The organism is Mycolicibacterium litorale (assembly GCF_010731695.1).
GTDB classification, from domain to species: Bacteria; Actinomycetota; Actinomycetes; order Mycobacteriales; family Mycobacteriaceae; genus Mycobacterium; species Mycobacterium litorale.
On sequence record NZ_AP022586.1, the window covers coordinates 2,236,511 to 2,257,792 of the forward strand.

25 protein-coding genes are annotated in these 21,282 nt (G+C 69.6%); 7 read left to right on the forward strand and 18 right to left on the reverse strand.

The genetic code is table 11. From position 1 onward, the window contains the following. Window positions 1-7: 7 nt before the first annotated feature. Entirely contained in the window at window positions 8-436 is a 429-nt protein-coding gene (locus tag G6N30_RS10485) for a MarR family winged helix-turn-helix transcriptional regulator (RefSeq protein WP_134052522.1), read from the forward strand. Window positions 437-438: 2 nt separating this feature from the next. On the opposite strand, the gene recX is transcribed toward G6N30_RS10485, so the two are convergent. The 4 genes from recX to G6N30_RS10505 all read right to left on the reverse strand — a co-directional run bounded on the left by recX (window position 439) and on the right by G6N30_RS10505 (window position 3,552). After that, window positions 439-999, reverse strand: coding sequence for a recombination regulator RecX (recX, locus tag G6N30_RS10490; protein ID WP_134052524.1), 561 nt, complete (start codon window positions 997-999; stop codon window positions 439-441). After that, window positions 968-2,011, reverse strand: a complete 1,044-nt coding sequence (gene recA, locus G6N30_RS10495; protein WP_011559545.1) for a recombinase RecA — start codon at window positions 2,009-2,011, stop codon at window positions 968-970. The genes recX and recA overlap by 32 nt, the downstream gene beginning before the upstream one ends. A 173-nt stretch (window positions 2,012-2,184) precedes the next feature. Next, window positions 2,185-2,379: a DUF3046 domain-containing protein gene (locus tag G6N30_RS10500; RefSeq protein WP_134052526.1), complete on the reverse strand. Its 195-nt coding sequence runs from the start codon at window positions 2,377-2,379 to the stop codon at window positions 2,185-2,187. A gap of 9 nt (window positions 2,380-2,388) precedes the next feature. Then, on the reverse strand, window positions 2,389-3,552 hold the full coding sequence (locus G6N30_RS10505) for a glycosyltransferase (protein WP_134052529.1): 1,164 nt from the start codon (window positions 3,550-3,552) through the stop codon (window positions 2,389-2,391). 62 nt (window positions 3,553-3,614) lie between these two features. Here G6N30_RS10505 and G6N30_RS10510 point away from each other — a divergent pair, with 62 nt between their 5' ends. Next, window positions 3,615-4,064: a limonene-1,2-epoxide hydrolase family protein gene (locus G6N30_RS10510; protein ID WP_134052531.1), complete on the forward strand. Its 450-nt coding sequence runs from the start codon at window positions 3,615-3,617 to the stop codon at window positions 4,062-4,064. Window positions 4,065-4,068: 4 nt separating this feature from the next. On the opposite strand, the gene pspM is transcribed toward G6N30_RS10510, so the two are convergent. The 5 genes from pspM to pgsA all read right to left on the reverse strand — a co-directional run bounded on the left by pspM (window position 4,069) and on the right by pgsA (window position 7,322). Continuing rightward, entirely contained in the window at window positions 4,069-4,905 is an 837-nt protein-coding gene (pspM, locus tag G6N30_RS10515; protein WP_134052533.1) for a phage shock envelope stress response protein PspM, read from the reverse strand. An 18-nt stretch (window positions 4,906-4,923) separates the two neighbouring features. Further along, window positions 4,924-5,742 carry a phage shock protein PspA gene (pspA, locus tag G6N30_RS10520; RefSeq protein WP_134052535.1) on the reverse strand — a complete coding sequence of 273 codons (819 nt, stop codon included), beginning with the start codon at window positions 5,740-5,742 and terminating at the stop codon, window positions 4,924-4,926. Window positions 5,743-5,848: 106 nt separating this feature from the next. Beyond that, window positions 5,849-6,166 carry a transcriptional regulator ClgR gene (gene clgR / locus G6N30_RS10525; protein ID WP_134052537.1) on the reverse strand — a complete coding sequence of 106 codons (318 nt, stop codon included), beginning with the start codon at window positions 6,164-6,166 and terminating at the stop codon, window positions 5,849-5,851. An 84-nt stretch (window positions 6,167-6,250) separates the two neighbouring features. After that, window positions 6,251-6,739, reverse strand: a complete 489-nt coding sequence (locus G6N30_RS10530) for a CinA family protein (RefSeq protein WP_134052539.1) — start codon at window positions 6,737-6,739, stop codon at window positions 6,251-6,253. Beyond that, complete coding sequence (pgsA, locus tag G6N30_RS10535; RefSeq protein ID WP_134052541.1) at window positions 6,717-7,322, reverse strand: CDP-diacylglycerol--glycerol-3-phosphate 3-phosphatidyltransferase; 606 nt, start codon at window positions 7,320-7,322, stop codon at window positions 6,717-6,719. The genes G6N30_RS10530 and pgsA overlap by 23 nt, the downstream gene beginning before the upstream one ends. A 93-nt stretch (window positions 7,323-7,415) precedes the next feature. Here pgsA and G6N30_RS10540 point away from each other — a divergent pair, with 93 nt between their 5' ends. Beyond that, complete coding sequence (locus tag G6N30_RS10540) at window positions 7,416-7,898, forward strand: amino-acid N-acetyltransferase (RefSeq protein WP_134055137.1); 483 nt, start codon at window positions 7,416-7,418, stop codon at window positions 7,896-7,898. A gap of 7 nt (window positions 7,899-7,905) precedes the next feature. Here G6N30_RS10540 and G6N30_RS10545 read toward each other — a convergent pair whose 3' ends face one another. After that, window positions 7,906-10,482 carry a DNA translocase FtsK gene (locus tag G6N30_RS10545; RefSeq protein ID WP_134052543.1) on the reverse strand — a complete coding sequence of 859 codons (2,577 nt, stop codon included), beginning with the start codon at window positions 10,480-10,482 and terminating at the stop codon, window positions 7,906-7,908. Window positions 10,483-10,629: 147 nt separating this feature from the next. Here G6N30_RS10545 and G6N30_RS10550 point away from each other — a divergent pair, with 147 nt between their 5' ends. Then, complete coding sequence (locus G6N30_RS10550) at window positions 10,630-10,944, forward strand: putative quinol monooxygenase (protein ID WP_134052545.1); 315 nt, start codon at window positions 10,630-10,632, stop codon at window positions 10,942-10,944. A gap of 14 nt (window positions 10,945-10,958) precedes the next feature. Then, entirely contained in the window at window positions 10,959-11,777 is an 819-nt protein-coding gene (locus tag G6N30_RS10555; protein ID WP_134052546.1) for a mycofactocin-coupled SDR family oxidoreductase, read from the forward strand. 5 nt (window positions 11,778-11,782) lie between these two features. Here the strand turns inward: G6N30_RS10555 and G6N30_RS10560 are convergent, their stop codons facing one another. The 5 genes from G6N30_RS10560 to G6N30_RS10580 all read right to left on the reverse strand — a co-directional run bounded on the left by G6N30_RS10560 (window position 11,783) and on the right by G6N30_RS10580 (window position 16,240). Then, on the reverse strand, window positions 11,783-11,944 hold the full coding sequence (locus G6N30_RS10560; protein ID WP_163687511.1) for a hypothetical protein: 162 nt from the start codon (window positions 11,942-11,944) through the stop codon (window positions 11,783-11,785). A gap of 145 nt (window positions 11,945-12,089) precedes the next feature. Further along, complete coding sequence (locus G6N30_RS10565) at window positions 12,090-13,766, reverse strand: ribonuclease J (RefSeq protein ID WP_134052548.1); 1,677 nt, start codon at window positions 13,764-13,766, stop codon at window positions 12,090-12,092. A gap of 4 nt (window positions 13,767-13,770) precedes the next feature. Beyond that, complete coding sequence (gene dapA, locus G6N30_RS10570) at window positions 13,771-14,679, reverse strand: 4-hydroxy-tetrahydrodipicolinate synthase (RefSeq protein WP_179965575.1); 909 nt, start codon at window positions 14,677-14,679, stop codon at window positions 13,771-13,773. 19 nt (window positions 14,680-14,698) lie between these two features. Continuing rightward, a complete protein-coding gene (gene thyX, locus G6N30_RS10575; RefSeq protein WP_134052552.1) occupies window positions 14,699-15,463 on the reverse strand; it encodes an FAD-dependent thymidylate synthase in 765 nt (254 codons plus the stop codon). A gap of 9 nt (window positions 15,464-15,472) precedes the next feature. Then, entirely contained in the window at window positions 15,473-16,240 is a 768-nt protein-coding gene (locus G6N30_RS10580; protein WP_134052554.1) for a FadR/GntR family transcriptional regulator, read from the reverse strand. 85 nt (window positions 16,241-16,325) lie between these two features. Between G6N30_RS10580 and G6N30_RS10585 the strand changes: the two genes are divergently transcribed. Together G6N30_RS10585 and G6N30_RS10590 are read left to right on the forward strand one after the other, a co-directional pair. Beyond that, window positions 16,326-17,231 carry a proline iminopeptidase-family hydrolase gene (locus G6N30_RS10585; protein ID WP_134052556.1) on the forward strand — a complete coding sequence of 302 codons (906 nt, stop codon included), beginning with the start codon at window positions 16,326-16,328 and terminating at the stop codon, window positions 17,229-17,231. Between the two features lie 12 nt (window positions 17,232-17,243). After that, window positions 17,244-18,698: an APC family permease gene (locus G6N30_RS10590; protein WP_134052558.1), complete on the forward strand. Its 1,455-nt coding sequence runs from the start codon at window positions 17,244-17,246 to the stop codon at window positions 18,696-18,698. Here G6N30_RS10590 and G6N30_RS10595 read toward each other — a convergent pair. From G6N30_RS10595 to G6N30_RS10605, 3 genes are read right to left on the reverse strand one after another with little or no spacing between them, the layout of a single operon-like run. Then, window positions 18,682-19,908: a winged helix-turn-helix domain-containing protein gene (locus G6N30_RS10595; RefSeq protein ID WP_134052560.1), complete on the reverse strand. Its 1,227-nt coding sequence runs from the start codon at window positions 19,906-19,908 to the stop codon at window positions 18,682-18,684. The genes G6N30_RS10590 and G6N30_RS10595 overlap by 17 nt on opposite strands. Before the next feature lie 14 nt (window positions 19,909-19,922). After that, the gene (locus G6N30_RS10600) at window positions 19,923-20,501 is read right to left on the reverse strand and encodes a TetR family transcriptional regulator C-terminal domain-containing protein (RefSeq protein WP_134052562.1); all 579 of its coding nucleotides are present in this window, start codon (window positions 20,499-20,501) and stop codon (window positions 19,923-19,925) included. An 8-nt stretch (window positions 20,502-20,509) separates the two neighbouring features. Continuing rightward, a complete protein-coding gene (locus tag G6N30_RS10605) occupies window positions 20,510-21,232 on the reverse strand; it encodes a hypothetical protein (RefSeq protein WP_134052564.1) in 723 nt (240 codons plus the stop codon). Window positions 21,233-21,282: the final 50 nt, after the last annotated feature.

The window sequence follows — 21,282 nt, forward strand, 5'->3', positions numbered from 1 at the left end:
TCAGCCCATGACGTCGCCGCCCCAGCGTCCCGATCTGGCGGCGATGCTGGCGCCGCTGCTGAGGGAGACGGCCGCAGCCGAGCTGCCGGTGCTCGAAGAGCACGGTCTGACCATGTGGGGCTACAGCGTTCTCGTGGCGCTCGACCGCTCATCGATGCGCACCCAGGCCGCGCTGGCCGAGGCGATCCGCGCCGACAAGACCCGCATCATCCCCACGCTCGATGAATTGCAGGCCCAGGGTTACATCGAGCGCCGTCCCGACCCCGACGACCGCAGGGTGCGCCTGCTGGCGATCACCGAATCCGGTCGCGCGGTCAAAGACGCCGCCCAGACCGCCATCCAGCGCGGTGAGGACCGATGGCTGTCCAAGCTGTCTCCGACCGACCGCGACGCCTTCCTCCGTGCGCTGCAACAGCTCACGGACGCGCAGCCGTAGCGCTACACCCGCCTGCGCTCGCGTTCGTTGGCCAGTTCGACGGTGACGACGTCGAGCGCCATCGACTGGCTGTAGCCGCGGCGGGCCAGCATGCCGGCCAGCCGTCGCTTCACCTTGAGCTCCGAGGCCGGGTCGTCGTCGAGTCTCTCCCGGCGCAGCCGGTCGCGGACCAGCTGTTCGGCCCGGTCACGTTCGGCGCCGGCGTCGATGTCGGCGAGTGACGAGGTGATCACCTCAGCGTCGACACCCTTGCGGCGCAGCTCGGCGGCCAACGCGCGCTTGCCTTTTCCGGCGTAGAGGTGACGCGACCGCACCCACTGTTCGGCGAAGTCCTCGTCGTCGAGGAGCCCGACCTTCGTCAACCGGTCGAGCACCCGCTGCGCGACCGGTTCGGAATAGCCTCGCTGGGTCAGCTTGCCGGCCAGCTCCGCACGGGTGCGTGCCCGCGCGGTGAGCAGGCGCAGACAATACGAGTGCGCCTGCTCGTCGCGGTCGGGGTCGTCGCGGTCGCGATCCTCGTCGGAGTCGGACTCAGAAGTCGACGGGCGCGGGGAGGACGTCATCAGCGGTCACCACAGCACCGATGTTGAGCTTCTCTTTGATCTTCTTCTCGATCTCGTTGGCCACATCGCCGTTCTCCAGCAGGAATTTCCGGGCGTTCTCCTTGCCCTGGCCCAGCTGCTCACCCTCGTAGGTGAACCAGGAACCGGACTTGCGGATGAAGCCGTGCTCCACGCCCATGTCGATGAGCGAGCCTTCCTTGCTGATGCCCTTGCCGTAGAGGATGTCGAACTCGGCCTGCTTGAACGGCGGCGAGACCTTGTTCTTGACGATCTTGACGCGGGTGCGGTTACCGACCGCGTCGGTGCCGTCCTTGAGCGTCTCGATGCGGCGGACGTCCATGCGGACCGAGGCGTAGAACTTCAGCGCCTTACCGCCGGTGGTGGTCTCGGGTGAGCCGAACATCACGCCGATCTTCTCGCGCAGCTGGTTGATGAAGATCGCGGTGGTGCCCGAATTGCTCAGCGCGCCGGTGATCTTGCGCAGCGCCTGGCTCATCAACCGGGCCTGCAGGCCGACGTGGCTGTCACCCATCTCACCCTCGATCTCGGCGCGCGGCACCAGTGCCGCGACCGAGTCGATGACCAGGATGTCCAGCGCACCGGAGCGGATCAGCATGTCGGCGATCTCGAGGGCCTGCTCACCGGTGTCGGGCTGGGAGACCAGCAGTGAGTCGGTGTCCACCCCGAGCTTCTTGGCGTAGTCGGGATCCAGCGCGTGCTCGGCGTCGATGAACGCCGCGATACCGCCGGCGGCCTGGGCGTTGGCCACCGCGTGCAGCGCCACCGTGGTCTTACCCGAGGATTCCGGACCGTAGATCTCGATGACGCGGCCGCGGGGCAGACCGCCGATGCCCAGCGCGACGTCCAGGGCGATGGAGCCGGTCGGGATGACCGAGATCGGCGCGCGGACCTCGTCGCCGAGCCGCATCACCGAGCCTTTACCGTGACTCTTCTCGATCTGCGCGAGCGCCAGCTCGAGGGCCTTCTCGCGATCGGGTGCCTGCGGTGCCATGTCTGTCTCCATCCTCGTGATGTTCGGTTGACCGGTGTCGATCAGTTGGCCGTGACGCTAGAGGGACCCACCGACAAGTCGCCGAAACGCCGGTGTGGAGCAGCATCTAGCCGTCGAACATCACCCACCATAGACGAACACGTGTTCGACTCAAGTGGACACGCCGTACGGCCTCACCACAGATCGCGCGGGACGTCGAAGTCGGCGCACAGCGCCCGCCACACGTCGCGCGGTTCGACGCCGTCTTCGATGGCCTGCGCCGCGGTGCGCCCGCCGAGACCACTGAGCACATGGTCCACGAGCAGCGACCGGCCACGGATGGAGCCGAACTGGCCATCGACGAGTTCGCGGAATTCCGTCAGTCGCACGACACCAAATTACGCGAGCGCGCGGTGGCACACCCGTACCGGATCGGTGACCTGCCCCGCGGTGGCCGCCGCCCGGCGGGCCGCCTCCCGGTAACCCGGTGCGCCGAGCACCTCGCGGACCGCGGTGGCCAGCGCATCCGCGCTCAACGGCCGCACCAGCTGCGCACTTCCTTGCCGCACAACCCGATTGGCTATCTCCCACTGGTCTCCGCCACCGGGCACCACCACCATCGGCACCCCGGCCAGCAGCGTCTTGGCCACCATGCCGTGCCCGCCACCGCAGATCACCACGTCGGCGTGGGTGAGCAGTTCGTCCTGGCGGCCCAGCCCCACCACGGCCCACGGCGGCGCCGGCCCGTCGGCACCCGACAGCCGCGACACCACCACCCGCGCACCGGCGGGCAGCGCGTCGCCCGGCGTCAGCGCGTCGAGCGCCACCTCGGCGACCCCGCGCTCCCCCGTGCTGGCCGTGGACGGCGCAACCAGCACCACCGGCCCGTCACCGGGCGGCACCGCCAGCACCTGCGACGTGGGCTCGAAGTGCAGTGGGCCGACGAGAACGGCCTCGTCGGGCCAGTCCGGACGGGGCACCTCCAGCGCGGGCAGCGTGGCGATCAGCCGCCGCAGCGGACCGGGATCCGCGGCGGGCAGGCCGATCCCCACCCGGGCCTGCGCGCGCTGGCGCAGACCCTCACGCCAGGACCGGGCGGTGAGCGCCCGCATCACGGTGTCCCGCAGCCTGCCGCGCAGACCTACCCCCGGGGCGAGTCCGCTGCCCAGCGGCGGCAGGCCCTTCGACGGGCGGTACAGCGGGTGGGGGTTGAGCTCGACCCACGGCAGGCCGAGCAGTTCGGCGGCCAGACCACCGCAGGCGGTGATGACGTCGGACACCACGAGGTCGGGGGCGAGCGCGTCGATCACCGGGGCGTTGAGCACCGCCATCCGCGCGGCCCGCTGGTGGATCTTCGCGCCGGCGTCGGTGTCGTCGTCCACCTCGGTCGGGTCGAGGCCGAGCAGTTCCTGGGCAGCCACCCCGGCCGCCCGCGCGGTGTCGAGCCACTCGACGCCGGTCAGCAGCGTCGGTTCGTCCCCGGCGGCCGAGAACTTCTGACACAGCGCGATGGCGGGGAACGCGTGGCCGGGGTCCGGACCGGCGACGACGGCGACACGCACCCGCCCACCCTGCCACAGTCAGAAGCCCCCGGCGCCCTCGGGCGAGGACTACCCTGACCGGCATGACCGACTCGAGCAACGGCTCCACCTCAGCCCTGCAGAGCACGACCAACGCGCGCACGGTCGAGACGTTTCTGTTCGCCCTGCAGGACGAGGACTTCGACACCGCCGACTCCCTGATGGCCGACCACATCGCCTGGCAGAACGTGGGCTTCCCGACCATCCGCGGCCGTGAGCGCATCACCAAGCTGTTCCGCAGCGGTCAGGGACGAATGCGGTTCGAGGTCAAGGTCCACCGCGTCGCCGCCGAAGGCGACACGGTGCTCACCGAACGGACCGACGTGCTGGAGTTCGGTCCGGTGCGGATCCAGTTCTGGGTGTGCGGGGTGTTCGAGTTACACGCCGGCCGGATCACGCTGTGGCGGGACTACTTCGACACGCTCAACTTCCTGAAGGCGACGGTCCGCGGGCTGCTGGCCGTGCCGTTCCCGGCGCTGCGACCCACGCTGTAGTGGGTCAGGCTGACCTGAATTGATGCGGCGTGGCCGCTCCCAGCTCGTCGAACGCCTGCGCCCAGCCCTGCATCCGGTCGGTGGCGTTGACCAGTTCCTCGCGGTAGCGCCGGCCGTACATCGGGGAACTCGACATCGGGCCGCTGTTGGCCGCCGACACGAGTTGTGCGGCCGCGTCGACCATCTCGTGGTACTGGCGCACACCCTGATCCATCTGCGCGGTGAACGCCCGCACGGTCGGCGTGAGATGCGCGCGCGACGCGGGCGCCGAGGACATCGCGCGCTCCATCGAAACCACCTCGTTGGCGGTCGCGGCCATCGTGGCGGCACTCTGCCGCGCCGCCGCGCTGAGCTCACGCAGTTCGTCGGGTGGCAGCATCCGGCCGCGCTCCATGACCCCGAGCAGTGAGAACAGGCCCCGCTCGGCAGAGACCAGCGCCGCCATCGGCGCCCGAGCGGCGGAGTTCCACGGCGGCAGCCGGCGCGAGCCGCGGGTACGGGCCGGCGGCAGCGGTTCGGCGCGCAGCCACCGGTAGCGCAGCAGCAGCAGGGTGGCGGGGAACATCGCCCCAGCGGCGATCGCCCCGGTGATGATGAAAACCCAGAACGGCGTACTCCAGGCCGCCAGCACGGCGGTGACCAGGATCCAGAACACGCTGGTGACGGTGAAGAACAGCCCGAGCCGCAGTGCCCAGCGCCGCTTGCGCAGCAGCTTGGCCCTCGGATCGGCGGCGGCCTGCAACCGGTCGGCCACCATGTCGGAGAACTCGGCGGCGGTGTCCACCCCGCGCTGCAGCATCGAACGCCATGCCGCGGGAGCCGGTCTGCTCTGCGTCTTCACTGCGTCACCTCGCGAAAACTACTGGGACAAGGGATTTTCCGGCGTCGGCTGAGCCGGGTTGGCGGCCGGTGTGGCCGGGTTCGCCGCGGGGGTGGCGCCGCCGGAGGGCAGCGCGTCGCCCCGCATCGACGCGCGGATCTGTTCCAGGCGCGAATGGCCGGCCATCTGCACGCTGGCCTGCTGCACCTCGAGCATGCGGCCCTGGACGGAGTTCTGCGCGAGCTCGGCCTCGCCCATCGCGTTGGCGTAGCGTCGCTCGATCTTCTGGCGCACTTCGTCGAGGCTCGGCGTGGTACCGGGGGCGGCCAGCTCGCTCATCGAGCGCAGCGACGAGCTGACCTGTTCCTGCATCTTGGCCTGCTCGAGCTGGCTGAGCAGCTTGGTGCGCTCGGCGATCTTCTGCTGCAGCATCATCGCGTTCTGCTCGACGGCCTTCTTGGCCTGGCCGGCGGCCTGCAGCGCCTGGTCGTGCAGCGTTTTGAGGTCTTCGACGCTCTGCTCGGCGGTCACCAGCTGGGCGGCGAACGCCTCGGCGGCGTTGTTGTATTCGGTGGCCTTCGCGGTGTCACCGTTGGCCACGGCCTGGTCGGCCAGCGTCAGCGCCTGGCGAACGTTGACCTGCAGCTTCTCGATGTCGGCGAGTTGGCGGTTCAGCCTCATCTCCAGCTGGCGCTGGTTGCCGATGACCTGCGCGGCCTGCTGAGTCAGGGCCTGGTGCTGGCGCTGCGCCTCTTCGATCGCCTGCTGGATCTGCACCTTCGGATCGGCGTACTCGTCGACCTTGGAGCTGAACAGCGCCATCATGTACTTCCACGCCTTGACGAACGGGTTGGCCATCGGTTCACTCCGCCTTCGGGTCTTGTCGACTGGGTCCTGGTGCCAACTTATCGGTTCCGCGCACCTCGCCACACCCCGGATTTCCGACGCGTGATCGCGGCGGTGTTCAGGCCACGGCCATCGAGACGGCCTGCGGAATCACGACCTTCGTGCTGACGTCGATGTTCGTCACCGGGGCGGCGGCGAGCTCCTGGTGGGCCAGTTCCTCACCCGCATCGGAGAGCACCTGCGACAGCGGGACGTCGAGCGCACCGCAGATCGCGCTCAGCAGCTCGCTGGACGCCTCCTTACGGCCGCGTTCCACCTCGGAGAGATAACCCAGGCTCACCCGGGCGGTGTCGGAGACTTCGCGCAGGGTCCGGCCCTGCGAGGTGCGGGCACGGCGCAGCACGTCGCCGATCACCTCGCGCAGCAATGCCGCCATCGTGCCCCTCCTTCGTCGGCTGGTTTGCTACCTGCACAACGCGGCCGGCGCCGAGCCGGTTCCCGCAATCCGGAGAGTTTCAGATCACTGTTGGCCGACGAGCGCGCGCAGATGGGATATCGCCTGGTCGACCGCGGTCCGGCGGATGTCCCAGCGCGATCCGTCCAGGTGCAGTTCGACGACTTCGGTGTCGACCGGGCCGGCCAGGCCGAGGAACACCGTGCCCACCGCATGGCCGCCGTGCGGTTCCGGACCTGCCACCCCGGTCAGCCCCACACCCCAGGTGGCCGCGCAGCGCTGCCGCGCGCCGACCGCCAGTGCCCGCGCGGTGGGCGCGGCGACGGGCCCGACAGCGTCGAGCACCTGCGGCGCCACTCCGGCCAACGCGATCTTGGTGTCCTCGGTGTAGGTGACCAGGCCGCCGCGCAGCACCGCGCTGGCGCCGGGGACACCGGCCAGCGTCGCTGCCAGCAGCCCCGCGGTCAGCGATTCGGCGGTCGCCACGCTCTGGTGGCGCACGGTGAGGTCGGCGACCAGGGCGCGGGCGTCGTCAGTGACCAGCGGGTCGTTCACGCGAGTCCCGTATCGCCGACAGCACGTAGTCGAGGCCGGTCAGCAGGGTCAGCACCACCGCGGCCACCATGATCACCCAGGCCACCACCAGCCACGGGCCGGGCCAGGCCGACAGCGGCAGCACGAACAGCCCGATCGCGACGGCCTGGACCAGCGTCTTGAGCTTGCCGCCCCGGCTGGCCGGGATCACGCCGTGGCGCAGCACCGCGAACCGCAGCACCGTCACGCCGAGCTCGCGGGCGAGTATGACCCCGGTCACCCACCAGGGCAGGTCGCCGAGCACCGACAGGCCGATGAGCGCCGCACCGATGAGCGCCTTGTCGGCGATCGGGTCCGCGAGCGTGCCGAACTCGGTGACCATGCCGTAGCTGCGCGCGAGCGCACCGTCGAACCGATCGGTGATCACCGCCACCGCGAAGACCACGAAAGCGACCACACGCCAATAGGTTTCATGCCCGTCGCCGACGAACAGCGCGGCGAGGAACACCGGTACCAGTACGAAGCGCAGCCCGGTCAGCACATTGGCGATATTCGCCACTCGGGCGCGCGGCACCACCGGATCAGTAGGAGACGGGCCCGACACCGACACAGAATATCGGTTGGCTCAGCCGATACTCTCGCAGCTGTGAGCGCAGCGGATGAGAACCCGGTCGACGCGGTCGCCGAGGAGGTCACGGTGCGCCGTGCGCGCACCTCGGACGTACCCGCGATCAAGGGGCTCGTCGACATCTACGCGGGCAGGATCCTGCTCGAGAAGAACCTCGTCAACATCTACGAGGCCGTGCAGGAGTTCTGGGTCGCCGAAATCGACGACGAGCTGATCGGCTGCGGCGCGCTGCACGTGCTGTGGGCCGACCTCGGCGAGGTGCGCACGGTCGCGGTGCATCCGAAGGTCCGTGGCCGCGGCGTCGGGCACCGCATCGTGGCGCGGCTGCTCGACGTGGCCCGCGAGCTGCGCCTGCAGCGGATCTTCGTGCTCACCTTCGAGGTCGAGTTCTTCGCCCGCCACGGCTTCACCGAGATCGACGGCACCCCGGTCACCGCCGAGGTGTACGAGGAGATGTGCCGCTCGTACGACACCGGTGTCGCGGAGTTCCTCGACCTGTCCTACGTCAAGCCGAACATCCTGGGCAACACCCGGATGCTGCTCACCCTCTAGCGATTCGTCACTCGGCGTCTGCGCCGTTGGCGTCGCTGCCGCCGCGGATCAGGGCCAGCGTGCCGGCGAGCTCGTCGGGTTTGACCAGCACCTCGCGCGCCTTGGAACCCTCCGACGGCCCGACGATGCCGCGGGTCTCCATGAGGTCCATCAGCCGGCCCGCCTTGGCGAAGCCCACCCGCAGCTTGCGCTGCAGCATCGAGGTCGACCCGAACTGGCTGGACACCACGAGCTCGACGGCCTGCAGGAAGACGTCCATGTCGTCGCCGATGTCCGGGTCGACGTCCTTGCGCTCGCCGGCCTTGGCCGCGGTGACGCCCTCGACGAACTCCGGCTCGGCCTGGTCCTTGGTCGCGGTGACGACGGCCTGGATCTCCTCGTCGGTGATGAACGCACCCTGCAGCCGGATGGGTTTGCCCGCGCCCATCGGGAGGAACAGCCCGTCGCCCATACCGATCAGCTTCTCCGCGCCGGGCTGGTCGAGGATGACGCGGCTGTCCGTCAGCGACGAGGTGGCGAACGCCAGCCGCGACGGCACGTTGGTCTTGATCAGACCGGTGACGACGTCCACCGACGGCCGCTGCGTGGCCAGCACCAGGTGGATACCCGCGGCGCGGGCCTTCTGGGTGATGCGCACGATCGCATCCTCGACGTCGCGCGGGGCGGTCATCATCAGGTCGGCGAGCTCGTCGACGATCGCGAGGATGTAGGGGTAGGGCTTGTAGACCCGCTCACTGCCCAGCGGCGCGGTGATCTCGCCGGACCGCACCTTCTCGTTGAACACGTCGATGTGCCGCACCCGCGAGGCCTGCATGTCCTGGTAGCGCTGCTCCATCTCCTCGACCAGCCAGGCCAGCGCCGCGGCGGCCTTCTTCGGTTCGGTGATGATCGGCGTGATCAGGTGCGGGATGCCCTCGTACGGGGTGAGCTCGACCATCTTCGGGTCGATCAGGATCATCCTGACCTCGTCGGGGGTGGCGCGCGCGAGCAGCGACACCAGCATCGAGTTGACGAAGCTGGACTTACCCGAACCGGTCGACCCGGCGACCAGCAGGTGGGGCATCTTGGCGAGGTTGGCCGAGATGAAGTCGCCCTCGATGTCCTTGCCGAGCCCGATCACCAGCGGGTGGTGGTCGCGCCGGGTGGACGGTGCGGTGAGCACGTCGGCGAGGCGCACCATCTCGCGATCGGTGTTGGGCACCTCGATACCGACGGCCGACTTGCCCGGGATCGGCGCGAGCATCCGCACACTCTCGGTGGCCACGGCGTAGGCGATGTTGCGCTGCAGCGCGGTGATCTTCTCGACCTTCACGCCGGGGCCGAGTTCGACCTCGTAGCGGGTAACGGTCGGTCCGCGGGTGCAGCCGGTGACCGCGGCGTCGACCTTGAACTGCTGCAGCACCGAGGTGATGGCTTCTTCCATCTTCTCGTTGGCGGCGCTGCGCAGCTTCGGCGGATCGCCGGCGATCAGCAGGTCCAGCGACGGCAGGGCGTAGGGGCCTTCGACGACCCGGTCGAGCGACAGGGTGTCCTGGTCGTCGGCGGGCTTCTCCGGGGCCGGCTTCTTGCGCTTGGGTTTCGGCGCCGGTGCGGGCGGCAGCGCGGCGAGCTCGGGCAGTGTGGGCGGGTCGCTCTCGGGCGGATCGAGCGGATAGTTGTCCATCGGCGAACCGGACGGCCAGAGCTGCTCGTCGCGTGAGATCGCCGGGTCGTCGTAGTAGCCGTCCGAGAAGTCGTCGGCCGCACCGATTTCCGGTTCGTCGTCGTAGCCGCCGTCTTCGTCGCGGTAGTCGCCGTCTTCGTCGCGGTAGTCGTCGTACTCGTCGTAGTCGTCGTAGTCGTCGTCGTAGCCGCGGGTGGAGAACATCGCCCGCACGGTCTCGGGCACTTCGCGGATCGTCGTCCCGGTGACCAGCAGCAGGCCGAACAGGACCCCGATGAACAGCAGCGGTGCGGCGATCCATGCGGTGAGCCCGTCGGCGAGCGGACCGCCGATCGCGAAGCCGATGAATCCGGCGGCCTGCTGCCGCTCCCCCGGCACGTGCGGCGACCCCGACCACAGGTGCCACAGCCCGAGCGCCGGGAGCGTGATCATCGCCGAACCGAGGATCAGCCGCGGACGCGCCTCGGGGTCGGGTTCACTGCGCATGAGCACGACGGCCACGGCCGCGAGCACGAGCGGGACGAGCACCACCGCGTCGCCGACGAGCGAGCGCAGCACCATGTCGATCCACTCGCCCACCGGGCGGGCGGCGTCGAACCACGACCCGGCGGCCACGACGACGGCGACCCCCAGCAGTGCCAGGGCGATGCCGTCGCGACGGTGCCCGGGCTCGATCTCGCGGGCGCGGCCGACGGAGCGCGCCGTGGATCCGGCGCCCTTGGCCAGCATCAGCCACCCGGCGCGGGCTCCGCGCCCCACGGCGGCGCCGGCGGCCCCGACCGGTGACGGATGCCGGCGCGGCGCGGGCTTGCGCCGGGGCGCGGACGACTTCGCGGGCCGACTCGGCCGGGCCCCGCTCCGCGTTCCGCCCTTTGACCTGCTCGTACGGGCGCCGGAGCGGGTGACGGTCTTACCAGCCATGGGGTTCAGCCTAGTCGCTCAAGTCCCAGATGCACCACGAGCCACACTGGTCACAACTTGGTTTCGGCTGCATCTCAGCCGCGTCGCCATGAGTAGGCTGGACACCTGTCCGGTCTGGCCCGTTACTCATCGAGGAGTCCCCCGCCCATGCCCGTCGTCGTCGTCGCCACCATGACCGCCAAGCCCGAATCCGTCGACACCGTGCGGGAGGCCTGCAAGAAGGCCATCGAGACGGTGCACTCCGAGCCGGGCTGCGACCTCTACTCACTGCACGAAGCCAATGGCACGTTCGTGTTCGTCGAGCAGTGGGCCGACGAGGATGCGCTCAAGGCCCACGGCACCGCACCGGGCATCACCACGCTGTTCGCCGAGGTCGGCGAACACCTCGACGGCGCCCCCGACATCAAGATGCTCGCGCCGGTTCCCGCCGGCGATCCGGCCAAGGGTCAACTGCGGCCCTGACCAGGAGGACAGCCATGCGTCCACTCGAGGGCAAGGTCGCGTTCATCACCGGCGCGGCGCGCGGCCAGGGTCGCGCCCATGCCGTCCGGCTCGCCACCGACGGCGCCGACATCATCGTCGTCGACGTCTGCGACGACATCGCATCGGTGCCGTACCCGCTGGCCACTCCCGACGATCTGGCCGCGACGGTCAAGCTGGTCGAGGAGACCGGCGCGCGGATCGTGGCGTCGCAGGCCGACGTCCGTGACCGCGCCGCGTTGAAGTCCGCGCTGATCGACGGCGTGCAGCAGCTCGGCGGACGCCTCGACGTCGTCGTCGCCAACGCCGGCATCGCCCCGATGGCCGGTGCGGACGCGTGGCAGGACGTCATCGACGTCAACCTCACCGGCGTCTTCCACACCGTCGACGTCGCCATGCGGCCGATGATCAAAGCGGGCAATGGCGGATCGATCGTGCTGACCAGTTCGGTGGCCGGCCTCGTCGGCCTGGCCTCGCCGATGGCCGGTTCGATCGGCTACGCCGCCGCCAAGCACGGCATCGTCGGCATCATGCGGGTGTACGCCAATATCCTTGCAACACACAGCATCCGCGTGAACTCGGTGCATCCCGCCGGGGTGAACACCCCGATGATCGACAACGACTTCACCCGCAGCTGGCTCGAGGGGCTGGCCCAGGAGAACGAGGGCGGACCCGATATGAGCAACGCGCTACCGGTCCAGGCGCTGGAACCCGAGGACATCGCCGCCGCGGTCGCCTTCCTGGCATCCGACGAGGCGCGCTACATCACCGGCATCACGCTGCCGGTGGACGCCGGATACGTCAACAAGCGCTGACCGCCTCAGAGGTGATCCATCAGTCGTGACATCGAGGAGCTCTCGAGGTACACGCACCGCGACGGGTAGAAGTGCGACCGGTCGTCGGGCAGGGTGCGCGAACGTCGACGGGCGACCGTCCAGGTCGTCGCCAGCTGCCAGGGATGGGTGAGTGGATGGATGTGCATGATGGTCCTCCTCGCTCAGCGCCGCCACCACGAGCGGGTTGTCGACGCTGTCGTCTCACCCAAGCACCGCACAGGCGGCCGCACCTCGTCCGAACGGGTGAAATCCGCTCGGCGGACGTCGGTCTCAGAGGTCAGATCCCGAGGGTCAGATCTCGATGACGGTCGGGACGATCATCGGCTGGCGCCGGTAGGTCTCCCCGACCCATTTGCCGACGGTCCGCCGGACCGCCTGGGCGATGCGGGCGGGGTCGGTGACCGAGTCGGTGGTGAGCCGCTCGAGCTCCTCCTCGACCTTGCGCGCGGCCGGTTCGAGCGCTTTGGGGTCCTCGGAGAACCCGCGCGACATCAGGTGCGCCGGACCGGCCGGCCGGCCGGTCCCCCGGCGCACGACGACGGTGACCGCGACGAAACCCGATGAGAGAACGAGACGCTCACCCAGCGTGGTCTCCCCGACGTCGCCGGTGATGAGCCCGTCGACGAACATCTTGCCGACCCCGACGGCACCGGCGATGCTCGCCTTCCCGGCCACCAGGTCGACGCTGACACCGTTCTCCGCCAGCATGATCGACTCCGGCGGAACCCCGGTGCGGGCCGCGAGCGCGGCGTTGGCGCGCAGGTGGCGCCACGTGCCGTGCACCGGCATCACGTTGCGCGGTTTGACGCCGTTGTAGAGGAACAGCAGCTCACCGGCGTAGGCGTGTCCCGAAACGTGAACGCGGGCATGGGCATTGGTCACCACGCGGGCGCCGATCTTGGACAGCGAGTCGATGACGCCGTAGACGGCCTCCTCGTTGCCGGGGATCAGCGACGACGACAGGATGATCAGGTCACCGGCGGTCAGCGTGATGCTGCGGTGCTCGCCGCGCGACATCCGCGACAGTGCCGACATCGGTTCGCCCTGCGTCCCGGTCGTGATCAGCACGACCTTCTCGGCCGGCATCATCTCGGCGGCCCCGATGTCGAGCAGATCGCTGTCGGCGACGTTGAGATAGCCCAGTTCGCGGGCGATTCCCATGTTGCGCACCATCGACCGGCCCACGAAGGACACCCGCCGGCCCAGCGCCACGGCGGCGTCGATGATCTGCTGGACGCGGTCGACGTTGGAGGCGAAACACGCGACGATCACCCGGCCGTCGGCGCCGCGGATCAACCGATGCAGCGTCGGGCCGATCTCGCTTTCGGACGGTCCGACGCCGGGGCGGTCGGCGTTGGTGGAATCGCACAGGAACAGGTCGACCCCCGCGTCGCCGAGGCGCGACATCCCCGGCAGGTCGGTGGGCCGCCCATCGAGCGGCAGCTGGTCGAGTTTGATGTCGCCGGTGTGCAGGACGGTGCCCGCGCCGGTGTGCAAGGCCACCGCCAGACAGCCGGGCACCGAGTGGTTGACCGCGAAGTACTGGCATTCGAAGACGCCGTGTGTGCTGCGCTGCCCCTCGGCGACCTCGACGAAGCGTGGTTTGAGGCGGTGTTCGCGGCATTTCTCGCGCACCAGCGCGAGGGTGAACTGCGATCCGACGACGGGAATGTCGGGCCGCAGTTTGAGCAGGAACGGCACCGCCCCGATGTGGTCCTCGTGGGCGTGGGTGAGCACCAGCGCCTCGACGTCGTCGAGACGGTCCTCGACGTGGCGCAGGTCGGGCAGGATCAGGTCGACACCCGGCTCGTCGTGGCCGGGGAACAACACCCCGCAGTCGATGATGAGCAGCCGGCCGAGGTGTTCGAAGACGGTCATGTTGCGACCGATCTCGCTGATGCCGCCCAGCGCGGTCACGCGGAGTCCGCCGACCGCGAGCGGGCCGGGCGGGACGAGGCCGTTCGTCACGGCCTCACCGCAAGACCGCCGCGGCGCGCATGTCCTCGGCCAGTGCGGCCAGTTCGTCGACAGTGGGCGGGATCTGCGGCAGCCGGGGCTGGCCGACGTCGATGCCCTGCAGGCCCAGCCCCGCCTTCGACATGGTGACGCCGCCGAGGCGGGCCTGGGCGGCGCTGAGCCGGCCGAGTGTCACGCAGATCTTGCGGGCGGTCGCGACGTCACCGGAGGTGAACGCGGAGAGCATCTCCCGCAGCTGGCTGGCCGCGAGGTGACCCCACACGCTGATGAAGCCGACCGCACCCATCGCCAGCCACGGCAGATTCAAGGCATCGTCGCCGGAGTAGTACGCCAGCCCGGTGTCGGCGATGATCTGGCCGCCGCCGTGCAGATCGCCCTTGGCGTCCTTGATCGCGACGATGTTCGGATGCTCGGCGAGCGTCCGGATGGTGTCCCACTCGATCGGCACGACCGACCGCGGCGGGATGTCGTAGAGCACGACGGGCAGGTCGGTGGCGTCGGCGACGGCGGTGAAGTGGGCGAGCAGCCCGGCCTGCGGCGGGCGCGAGTAGTACGGCGTGACGACGAGCAGTCCGTGCGCACCCTCGGCGGCGCACGCCTTCGCCAGGTGGATGCTGTGCGCGGTGTCGTAGGTGCCCGCTCCGGCGATGATGCGGGCGCGGTCGCCGACGGCCTCGAGCACGGCGCGCAGCAGGGTCAGCTTCTCGGCGTCGGTGGTCGTGGGCGACTCGCCGGTGGTGCCGGACAGCACGAGGCCGTCGCAGCCGGAGTCGATGAGGTGGTTCGCCAGCCGCGCGGCGGTGTCCGTGTCGACGGTGCCGTCGGGCTTGAACGGGGTGACCATCGCGGTAAGCACGGTGCCCAACCCGGCCGTCACGTCGAATCCGCTGATGCTCACGGGCACCAAGATTACCCGCTGGCCCTCACGCTTCGGTGACGAGCGGGGTGCTCGCGACTTCCGTGCCGTCCGACAGCGAGTAGATCTCGAAGTCAGCGAACACTGCGGGGGCGACGGCGACGAGTTCGCGCAGGCAGGCGATCGCGAGCCGGCGGATCTCGACGTCGGCGTGCTCGCTGGCCCGCATCGCGATGAAATGCCGCCAGGCGCGGTAGTTGCCGGTGACGACGATGCGGGTCTCGGTGGCGTTGGGCAGGACCGCGCGCGCCGCCTGCCTTGCCTGCTTGCGGCGCAGCGTGGCCCGTCTTTCTCCGGGCTCATCGCCCATGAGCTTGGCCTCCAGCCGCGCCAGCAACTCGCTGTACACGGCGCGGCCCGCGTCGGCGGCCGCGGTGAAGATCTCCTCGAGCTCGGCGTCGCCCTCGATGCCCGGCGGGACGACGACCTGCGCATCGTGCTCGGGCACGTACCGCTGGGACAGCTGCGAGTAGGAGAAGTGCCGGTGCCGGATGAGCTCGTGGGTGCACGACCGCGAGATCCCGGTGATGTAGAACGACACCGAGGCGTGTTCGAGCACCGACAGGTGGCCCACGTCGATGATGTGGCGCAGGTACGAGGCGTTGGTGGCCGTGCGCGGGTTGGGTTTGGACCAGCTCTGGTAGCAGGCCCGGCCGGCGAACTCGACGAGCGCGGAGCCCCCGTCGGCGTCGGTGTCCCACGGCACGTCGGGTGGCGCCATGAACTCGGTCTTGGCGATCAGTTGCACGCGCAGCGGCGCGGTCTCGGCCACGGCGTCACCTTAGTCAGTGGCCACGCCCGCGCGCCGCATGGCCGTGGCGATCAGCTCGAAGTCGATCGCCACATGCGCGCGGGCGATCGCGTCGGCCTCATCGGGGCGGCCCGCGACGATGGCGTCGATGAGGCGTTCGTGGTCGTGCAGAGCCCTGCGCTCCATCGCGGCCATCGTGTCGTGCTCACCCCACGGATGCGCCGGCGCGGCGATGCTGACCGACGCCTCCAGGTCGAGCAGCAGCTTCTTGAGCACCGGATTGTGGGCGGCGTCCATGATCGTCAGGTGCAGCCGGCTGTCGGCCTGCTGGGCCTCGACGCCGCTGCCCGCGGCCCGGAAGGCCGCCAGCGCCGCGTGCAACGCCGCCATGTCGGCGTCGGTGCGCGACTCCGCCGCCGCGCGACAGATGGCGCCGTGCAGCCGGCACACCGCGTCACAGCGGTCGCGAAGTTCGTCCAGCCGCATGGCCAGGGTCCGGCCCACCGCCTCGACAGACGAGTCACGCCACTGCTCGAGGACGTAGGAACCGCCGCCGCGACCCCGCCGGGTCTCGAGCAGGCCGCGCTCGACCAGCCGGGCGAGAGCGGCGCGGACGGTCATCCGGCCCACCCCGAGGGATGCGGCCAGCTCACGCTCGACGGGCAGACGCGTCCCCGGCAGATACTCGCCGAGCGCGATCGCGGTGACCAGCCGGTCGGTGATCTCGTCGACGCGCGACGGCATGTCGAGCTGCTGTTGCAGCAGACCCGGCGTCGCCGCGGCGCCGTTCTCAGCCATCTCCCAGCCCTTTCCATGGATACGGGCATGTTAATGATCAAAATTGGTCTTGCAACGAGACCATTATGGGTTCATTCTGATCGCCATGTCTGTCGAGACCCGCACCGTGCCGTTCCGCGAACACGAGACCTGGGTGCGGATCGCCGACCCGGACGAGCCACGTGGCGGGCTGTTGCCGCTGATCGTGCTGCACGGCGGACCGGGGATGGCGCACAACTACGTGCGCAATATCGCGGAGTTGGCGGACGAGACCGGGCGGCGGGTCGTCCACTACGACCAGATCGGTTGCGGCAACAGCACGCATCTTCCCGACGCCCCGGCGGACTTCTGGACTCCGGAGCTGTTCGTCGAGGAGTTCCACGCGGTGCGCTCGGCGCTGGGCATCGAGCACTACCACCTGCTCGGTCAGTCGTGGGGCGGCATGCTCGGCGCCGAGATCGCGGTCCTGCGGCCGCCGGGACTGGCGTCGCTGTCGATCTGCAATTCGCCGGCGTCGATGGAGCTGTGGATGGCGGCGGCCGCCGAACTGCGGGCCCAGCTCCCGCCCGAGACCCAGGCGGCGCTCGACCGGCACGAGGAGGCCGGAACCGTCACCGACCCCGAGTACCTCGCGGCCACCGAGGAGTTCTATGTGCGCCACGTGTGCCGGGTGGTGCCCACGCCGAAGGACTTCGTCGAGACCGTCGAGCAGATGGAGGCCGAGCCGACCGTCTATCACACGATGAACGGCCCCAACGAGTTTTACGTGCTGGGCACGCTGCGCGAGTGGAGCATCATCGACCGCCTCGGTGCCATCGCGGTGCCGACGCTGGTGGTCGCCGGGGAGTTCGACGAGGCGACACCGGCGACGTGGGCGCCTTTCGTGGAGAACATCCCCGGCGCGCGCAGCCATGTCTTCCCCGACGCCAGCCACTGCAGCCACCTCGAGAAGCCCGAGGAGTTCCGGGCCGTCATCGCCGACTTCCTCGCCGCCAACGACCCCACCGCCTGACAAGGACCGACCATGGCCACCTCTGACACCAACGCCTCGGCAGGCGCCGGCCTCGACGGCCAGCGCAGCCTCGAATCGTTCGGGTACAAACAGGAACTCAACCGTTCGGTGGCCACCGTCGACCTGGTGGTCTACGGGCTGGTGTTCATGGTGCCGATCGCGCCGTGGGCGATCTTCGGGACCGTCTACAACAGTGCCTCGGGCATGGTGCCGCTGGTCTATCTGGTGGGCCTGGTCGCGATGATCTTCACCGCGCTCGCCTATTCGCAGATGGCCAAGTCGTTCCCCCTGGCCGGATCGGTCTTCTCCTATGTGGGCCGCGGAATCCACCCCGCCGCAGGGTTCTTCGCGGGCTGGGCGATCCTGCTGGACTACCTTCTGGTGCCCACGCTGCTGTACGTGTTCGCGGCCGAGTCGATGATCGGCCTGTTCCCCGGCACGCCCCGCTGGTTGTGGGCGGTGATCTTCGTGCTGGTCAACACCGTCATCAACCTCGCCGGAGTCGGCTCGTTGAAGTTGGCGAACCGCGTCTTCCTGGTCATCGAGTTGGTGTTCGTGGCGATCTTCGTCGTGATCGCGGTGCGCGCGATCAACGGCCAGTCCCTGCCCGACGTCGGCTGGAGCATCTCCCCCGTCTGGGATCCCAGCGTGGTCAGCGCACCGCTGCTGGCGACCGCGTTGTCCATCGCGGTGTTGAGTTTCCTTGGTTTCGACGGCATTTCGACGCTGGCCGAGGAGTCGACGGGCAAACGCAACCCCGCCGGTCGCGCCATGCTGATCGCGCTGTTCGTGGTGGCGACGCTGTTCGTGGTGCAGACGTGGCTGGCCAGCCTGCTCGCCGGTGGGCGGGAGTCGTTCAGCGACGACGAGACGGGCAACGCGTTCTTCACCCTGGTGCAGGCGGCGGCCAACACCGGCTGGATGAACGCGTTCTTCGTGGTCAACGTGCTGGCCGTGGGGTTCGCCAACGCCATGGCGGCCCAGGCCGCCACCAGCCGGCTGCTGTTCTCGATGAGCCGCGACCGCCAGCTGCCCGGGTTCCTGTCGCGCATCAGCAGCCGTCAGGTGCCGATGGCGGCGCTGCTGACGGTGAGCGCGCTCAGCCTGGTGCTGGTGCTGTTCTTCGTCGGGCAGATCGGGCTGATCTCGTCCCTGGTGAACTTCGGTGCCCTGTTCGGGTTCTGCCTGCTGCACCTCTCGGTGCTCTGGTACTACCTGGTGCGCCAGAAGTCGAAGAACTACCTACTGCACCTCGTCGTGCCCACCCTCGGATTCCTGATCATCGCCTATGTGCTGATCAACGCCGACGCGCTGGCGAAGATCGGCGGTGCGGTGTGGCTGGCCATCGGTGCGGTCATCTTCGGGATCAACGTCTTCCGCGGACGCGGGGTCCCCGAACTGGCCACGGAGCAGGAGATCGACACCATCGGCGAGGGTTCGGTCGGGGGCGTCACCGAGCCGCGGTGACGACTGCGCGCTCGAGCGCCCCGACCAGATCGCCGCGCTCGCCGACCGTCACGTCGGCCAGCCCGAGCCACTGCGCCATCGTCGTGAGTTCCACTGCCAGCGCGGCGGCGACCCGCGACCGATCCTCCCCCGGCTCGGCGAACGCACCGACCACGTGCAGGGCGTCGCGGGTCCGCTCCGCCTTGAGGTCGACCCGGCCCACCAGCCGGCCGTCGAGCAGGAACGGCCACACGTAGTAGCCGTACTGCCGCTTGGCCGCCGGGGTGTAGATCTCGATGCGGTAGTGGAACCCGAAGAGACGTTCGACGCGCGGGCGGAAGAAGATCAGCGGGTCGAACGGGCACAGCAGCGCGGTTCCCCGGTCGACGCGGGCCACGGTCTGCCCGGCCCGCAGGTAGGCCGGTGCGGCCCACCCGTCGACCACCACCGGTTCCAGCTCGCCCTTCGCGACCAGATCGGCGATCGCCGGCTTCGCCTGCTTGGCCGACAGTCGGAAGTAGTCGCGCAGGTCGGCTTCGGTGGCGACGCCCAGCGCCCCGGCCGCGCGCAGGCACAGCTCACGCACCGCCTCGTCGTCGTCGACCACCCGGGCCACGACCTCCGGGGGCAGCACCCGTTCGGTGAGGTCGTAGTGGCGGGCGAAGCCGACGCGCGTCGCGGTGGTGAGCACACCGGAGGCGAACAGCGCCTCGGTCACCCACTTGGTGTCGCTGCGGTCCCACCACGGGCCCTTTCGCCCGCGTTGTTCGGCGCCCAGGTACTCCTCGATCTGCCCCGCGGTGGCGGGTCCGAGGTCGGTCACCGCGGCGACCACGTCGTCGACGAGCTGCGGATTGGCCTTGACGATGTGGGTGCCCCACCGGCCGTGGGTGTACTCGCGCATGCGCCAGCGCAGCAGCGGCCAGTCGTCGACGGCCATCAGCGCCGCCTCGTGCGCCCAGTACTCGACCAGCAGCCGAGGGGCCCGCGCCGAGTGCGACCAGGCGGCACCGTCGAGCACACCGCGGTCGTAGGGCCCGAGCCGGCTGAACACCGGGGCGTAGTGGGCCCGCACCGCCACCGACACGGAATCCAGCTGCAGCACCTGGATGCGGTTGACGAGCCTGCGCAGGTGTGCGCGGGTGACGGCGCCCCGCGGTTTCGGTTCGGTGAATCCCTGTGCGGCGACGGCGATGCGGCGGGCCTGCGCGCCGGTGAGGGAAGCAGCCATCAGGCCATCATCGCCTACGGCACCGACAGGATGCGGTCGAAGACGAACGCGATGACGTTGTCGACCGGTCCGCCGTCCCCGTCGGCCTTGGCGCGCAGGGCCGCACCTTCCCAGGCGTCGACGATCATCTGCGCCGCCGCATCGGCATCCACCTCGCCGGTGATGTCGCCGGCCTGCTGACCCTCGCGGATGGTCGCGGCGAGCAGAGTGCGCCACCGCCCCAGGGCCGCCGTGACCGCGGCGGTGACCCCGGGCGCCCCGGCGGGCGCCTCCGCGGCGAAGTTGCCGTACATACATCCGCGCTGGTATCCATACGCGGCCAGATCGGCGCGCAGGTGGTCGAGGTGGTTGCGGATCCGTTGCAGCGCAGGCACCGAGGGTTCGGTGAGCAGGTCGAGCCGGCGGCCCCGGCCGTAGCGGGCCAGCACCTCGACGGCAAGCGCCTCCTTGCTGTCGAAGTGGTTGTAGAACGAACCCTTGGGCGCTCGGGCGGCGGCCGCGATGGCCGCCACGCCGGTGGCCGAGTAACCGCCGGCGTGCAGTGTCTCGAATCCGGCGTCCAGCAGCGCATCTCGGAGACTGGGTTTGGGCATCGGTTTCCTCAGCTGATCCGGACGTCGTCGATGTCGACGGACACCGTGACGACCTCGCGAATCGGGGTGCCGTCGTCGTTGCGGGGATGGACGATGCGCGTGACCGGCAGCACGATGCCGTCGAATTCGCGGTGGTCGTCCATGTAGTGTGCTGCCGGCGAACCGCCGGCGATGTCGACCTGGTAGTCGCGCCGCCGCAGGAGCCCGTCGTGGTCGACGTAGAGCACCTGATCGGCGCTGTGTGTGGCGATGTCGTCGGGATAGCGCACGGCAAGGCGCCGCCACGTCTGCCCGTTCTCGTGCCACTCGCCGATCTCCTCGGTCTGCACGCCCGGGAAGGTCAGGTGGTACGGCTCGGAGAGATACGTCCACATCGCGTATCCGGAGAAGTATGCGAGTTGGGTTGTGCTCCAGGGAGTCTCAAGCGTATGCCCGATGAACGAGGCGCGCGGGTCGGTCAGCGTCTCGACGGGTTCGTGGCTGTCGTCGTCGTGCTCGATCACCACGGTTGCCGGTGTGTAGTGCGAGCGCAGCCCCGCGGTGGGCAGCGGCCGGTGCCAGGTGTGCTGGTTCTGGACCCGGATCTGCACGGTCGAGTCGTCGAGGATGCCGCCGGCGTTCTTGAGTGGCCACAGCACGCCGCCGACGGTCTGGTGGATCGCGATGGTGTCGATCTGCCGCCACCGGTCTGCTCCGCCGTGTGCGGCGAGCACTTCGTCGAGAAGTCTCATGTCGGTCTCCTGGTCGGGTCGACCGCTCTATATGACCGGTCGTCTTATCC

Excerpts from the sequence above, each read along its gene's own strand:
- G6N30_RS10485 (WP_134052522.1), top strand. The coding sequence starts at position 8 with ATGACGTCGCCGCCCCAGCGTCCCGATCTGGCGGCGATGCTGGCGCCG.
- recX (WP_134052524.1), bottom strand. The coding sequence starts at position 999 with ATGACGTCCTCCCCGCGCCCGTCGACTTCTGAGTCCGACTCCGACGAG.
- recA (WP_011559545.1), bottom strand. The coding sequence starts at position 2,011 with ATGGCACCGCAGGCACCCGATCGCGAGAAGGCCCTCGAGCTGGCGCTC.
- G6N30_RS10510 (WP_134052531.1), top strand. The coding sequence starts at position 3,615 with ATGACCGACTCGAGCAACGGCTCCACCTCAGCCCTGCAGAGCACGACC.
- pspA (WP_134052535.1), bottom strand. The coding sequence starts at position 5,742 with ATGGCCAACCCGTTCGTCAAGGCGTGGAAGTACATGATGGCGCTGTTC.
- clgR (WP_134052537.1), bottom strand. The coding sequence starts at position 6,166 with ATGGCGGCATTGCTGCGCGAGGTGATCGGCGACGTGCTGCGCCGTGCC.
- G6N30_RS10545 (WP_134052543.1), bottom strand. The coding sequence starts at position 10,482 with ATGGCTGGTAAGACCGTCACCCGCTCCGGCGCCCGTACGAGCAGGTCA.
- G6N30_RS10550 (WP_134052545.1), top strand. The coding sequence starts at position 10,630 with ATGCCCGTCGTCGTCGTCGCCACCATGACCGCCAAGCCCGAATCCGTC.
- G6N30_RS10555 (WP_134052546.1), top strand. The coding sequence starts at position 10,959 with ATGCGTCCACTCGAGGGCAAGGTCGCGTTCATCACCGGCGCGGCGCGC.
- G6N30_RS10560 (WP_163687511.1), bottom strand. The coding sequence starts at position 11,944 with ATGCACATCCATCCACTCACCCATCCCTGGCAGCTGGCGACGACCTGG.
- G6N30_RS10580 (WP_134052554.1), bottom strand. The coding sequence starts at position 16,240 with ATGGCTGAGAACGGCGCCGCGGCGACGCCGGGTCTGCTGCAACAGCAG.
- G6N30_RS10585 (WP_134052556.1), top strand. The coding sequence starts at position 16,326 with ATGTCTGTCGAGACCCGCACCGTGCCGTTCCGCGAACACGAGACCTGG.
- G6N30_RS10590 (WP_134052558.1), top strand. The coding sequence starts at position 17,244 with ATGGCCACCTCTGACACCAACGCCTCGGCAGGCGCCGGCCTCGACGGC.
- G6N30_RS10595 (WP_134052560.1), bottom strand. The coding sequence starts at position 19,908 with ATGGCTGCTTCCCTCACCGGCGCGCAGGCCCGCCGCATCGCCGTCGCC.
- G6N30_RS10600 (WP_134052562.1), bottom strand. The coding sequence starts at position 20,501 with ATGCCCAAACCCAGTCTCCGAGATGCGCTGCTGGACGCCGGATTCGAG.
- G6N30_RS10605 (WP_134052564.1), bottom strand. The coding sequence starts at position 21,232 with ATGAGACTTCTCGACGAAGTGCTCGCCGCACACGGCGGAGCAGACCGG.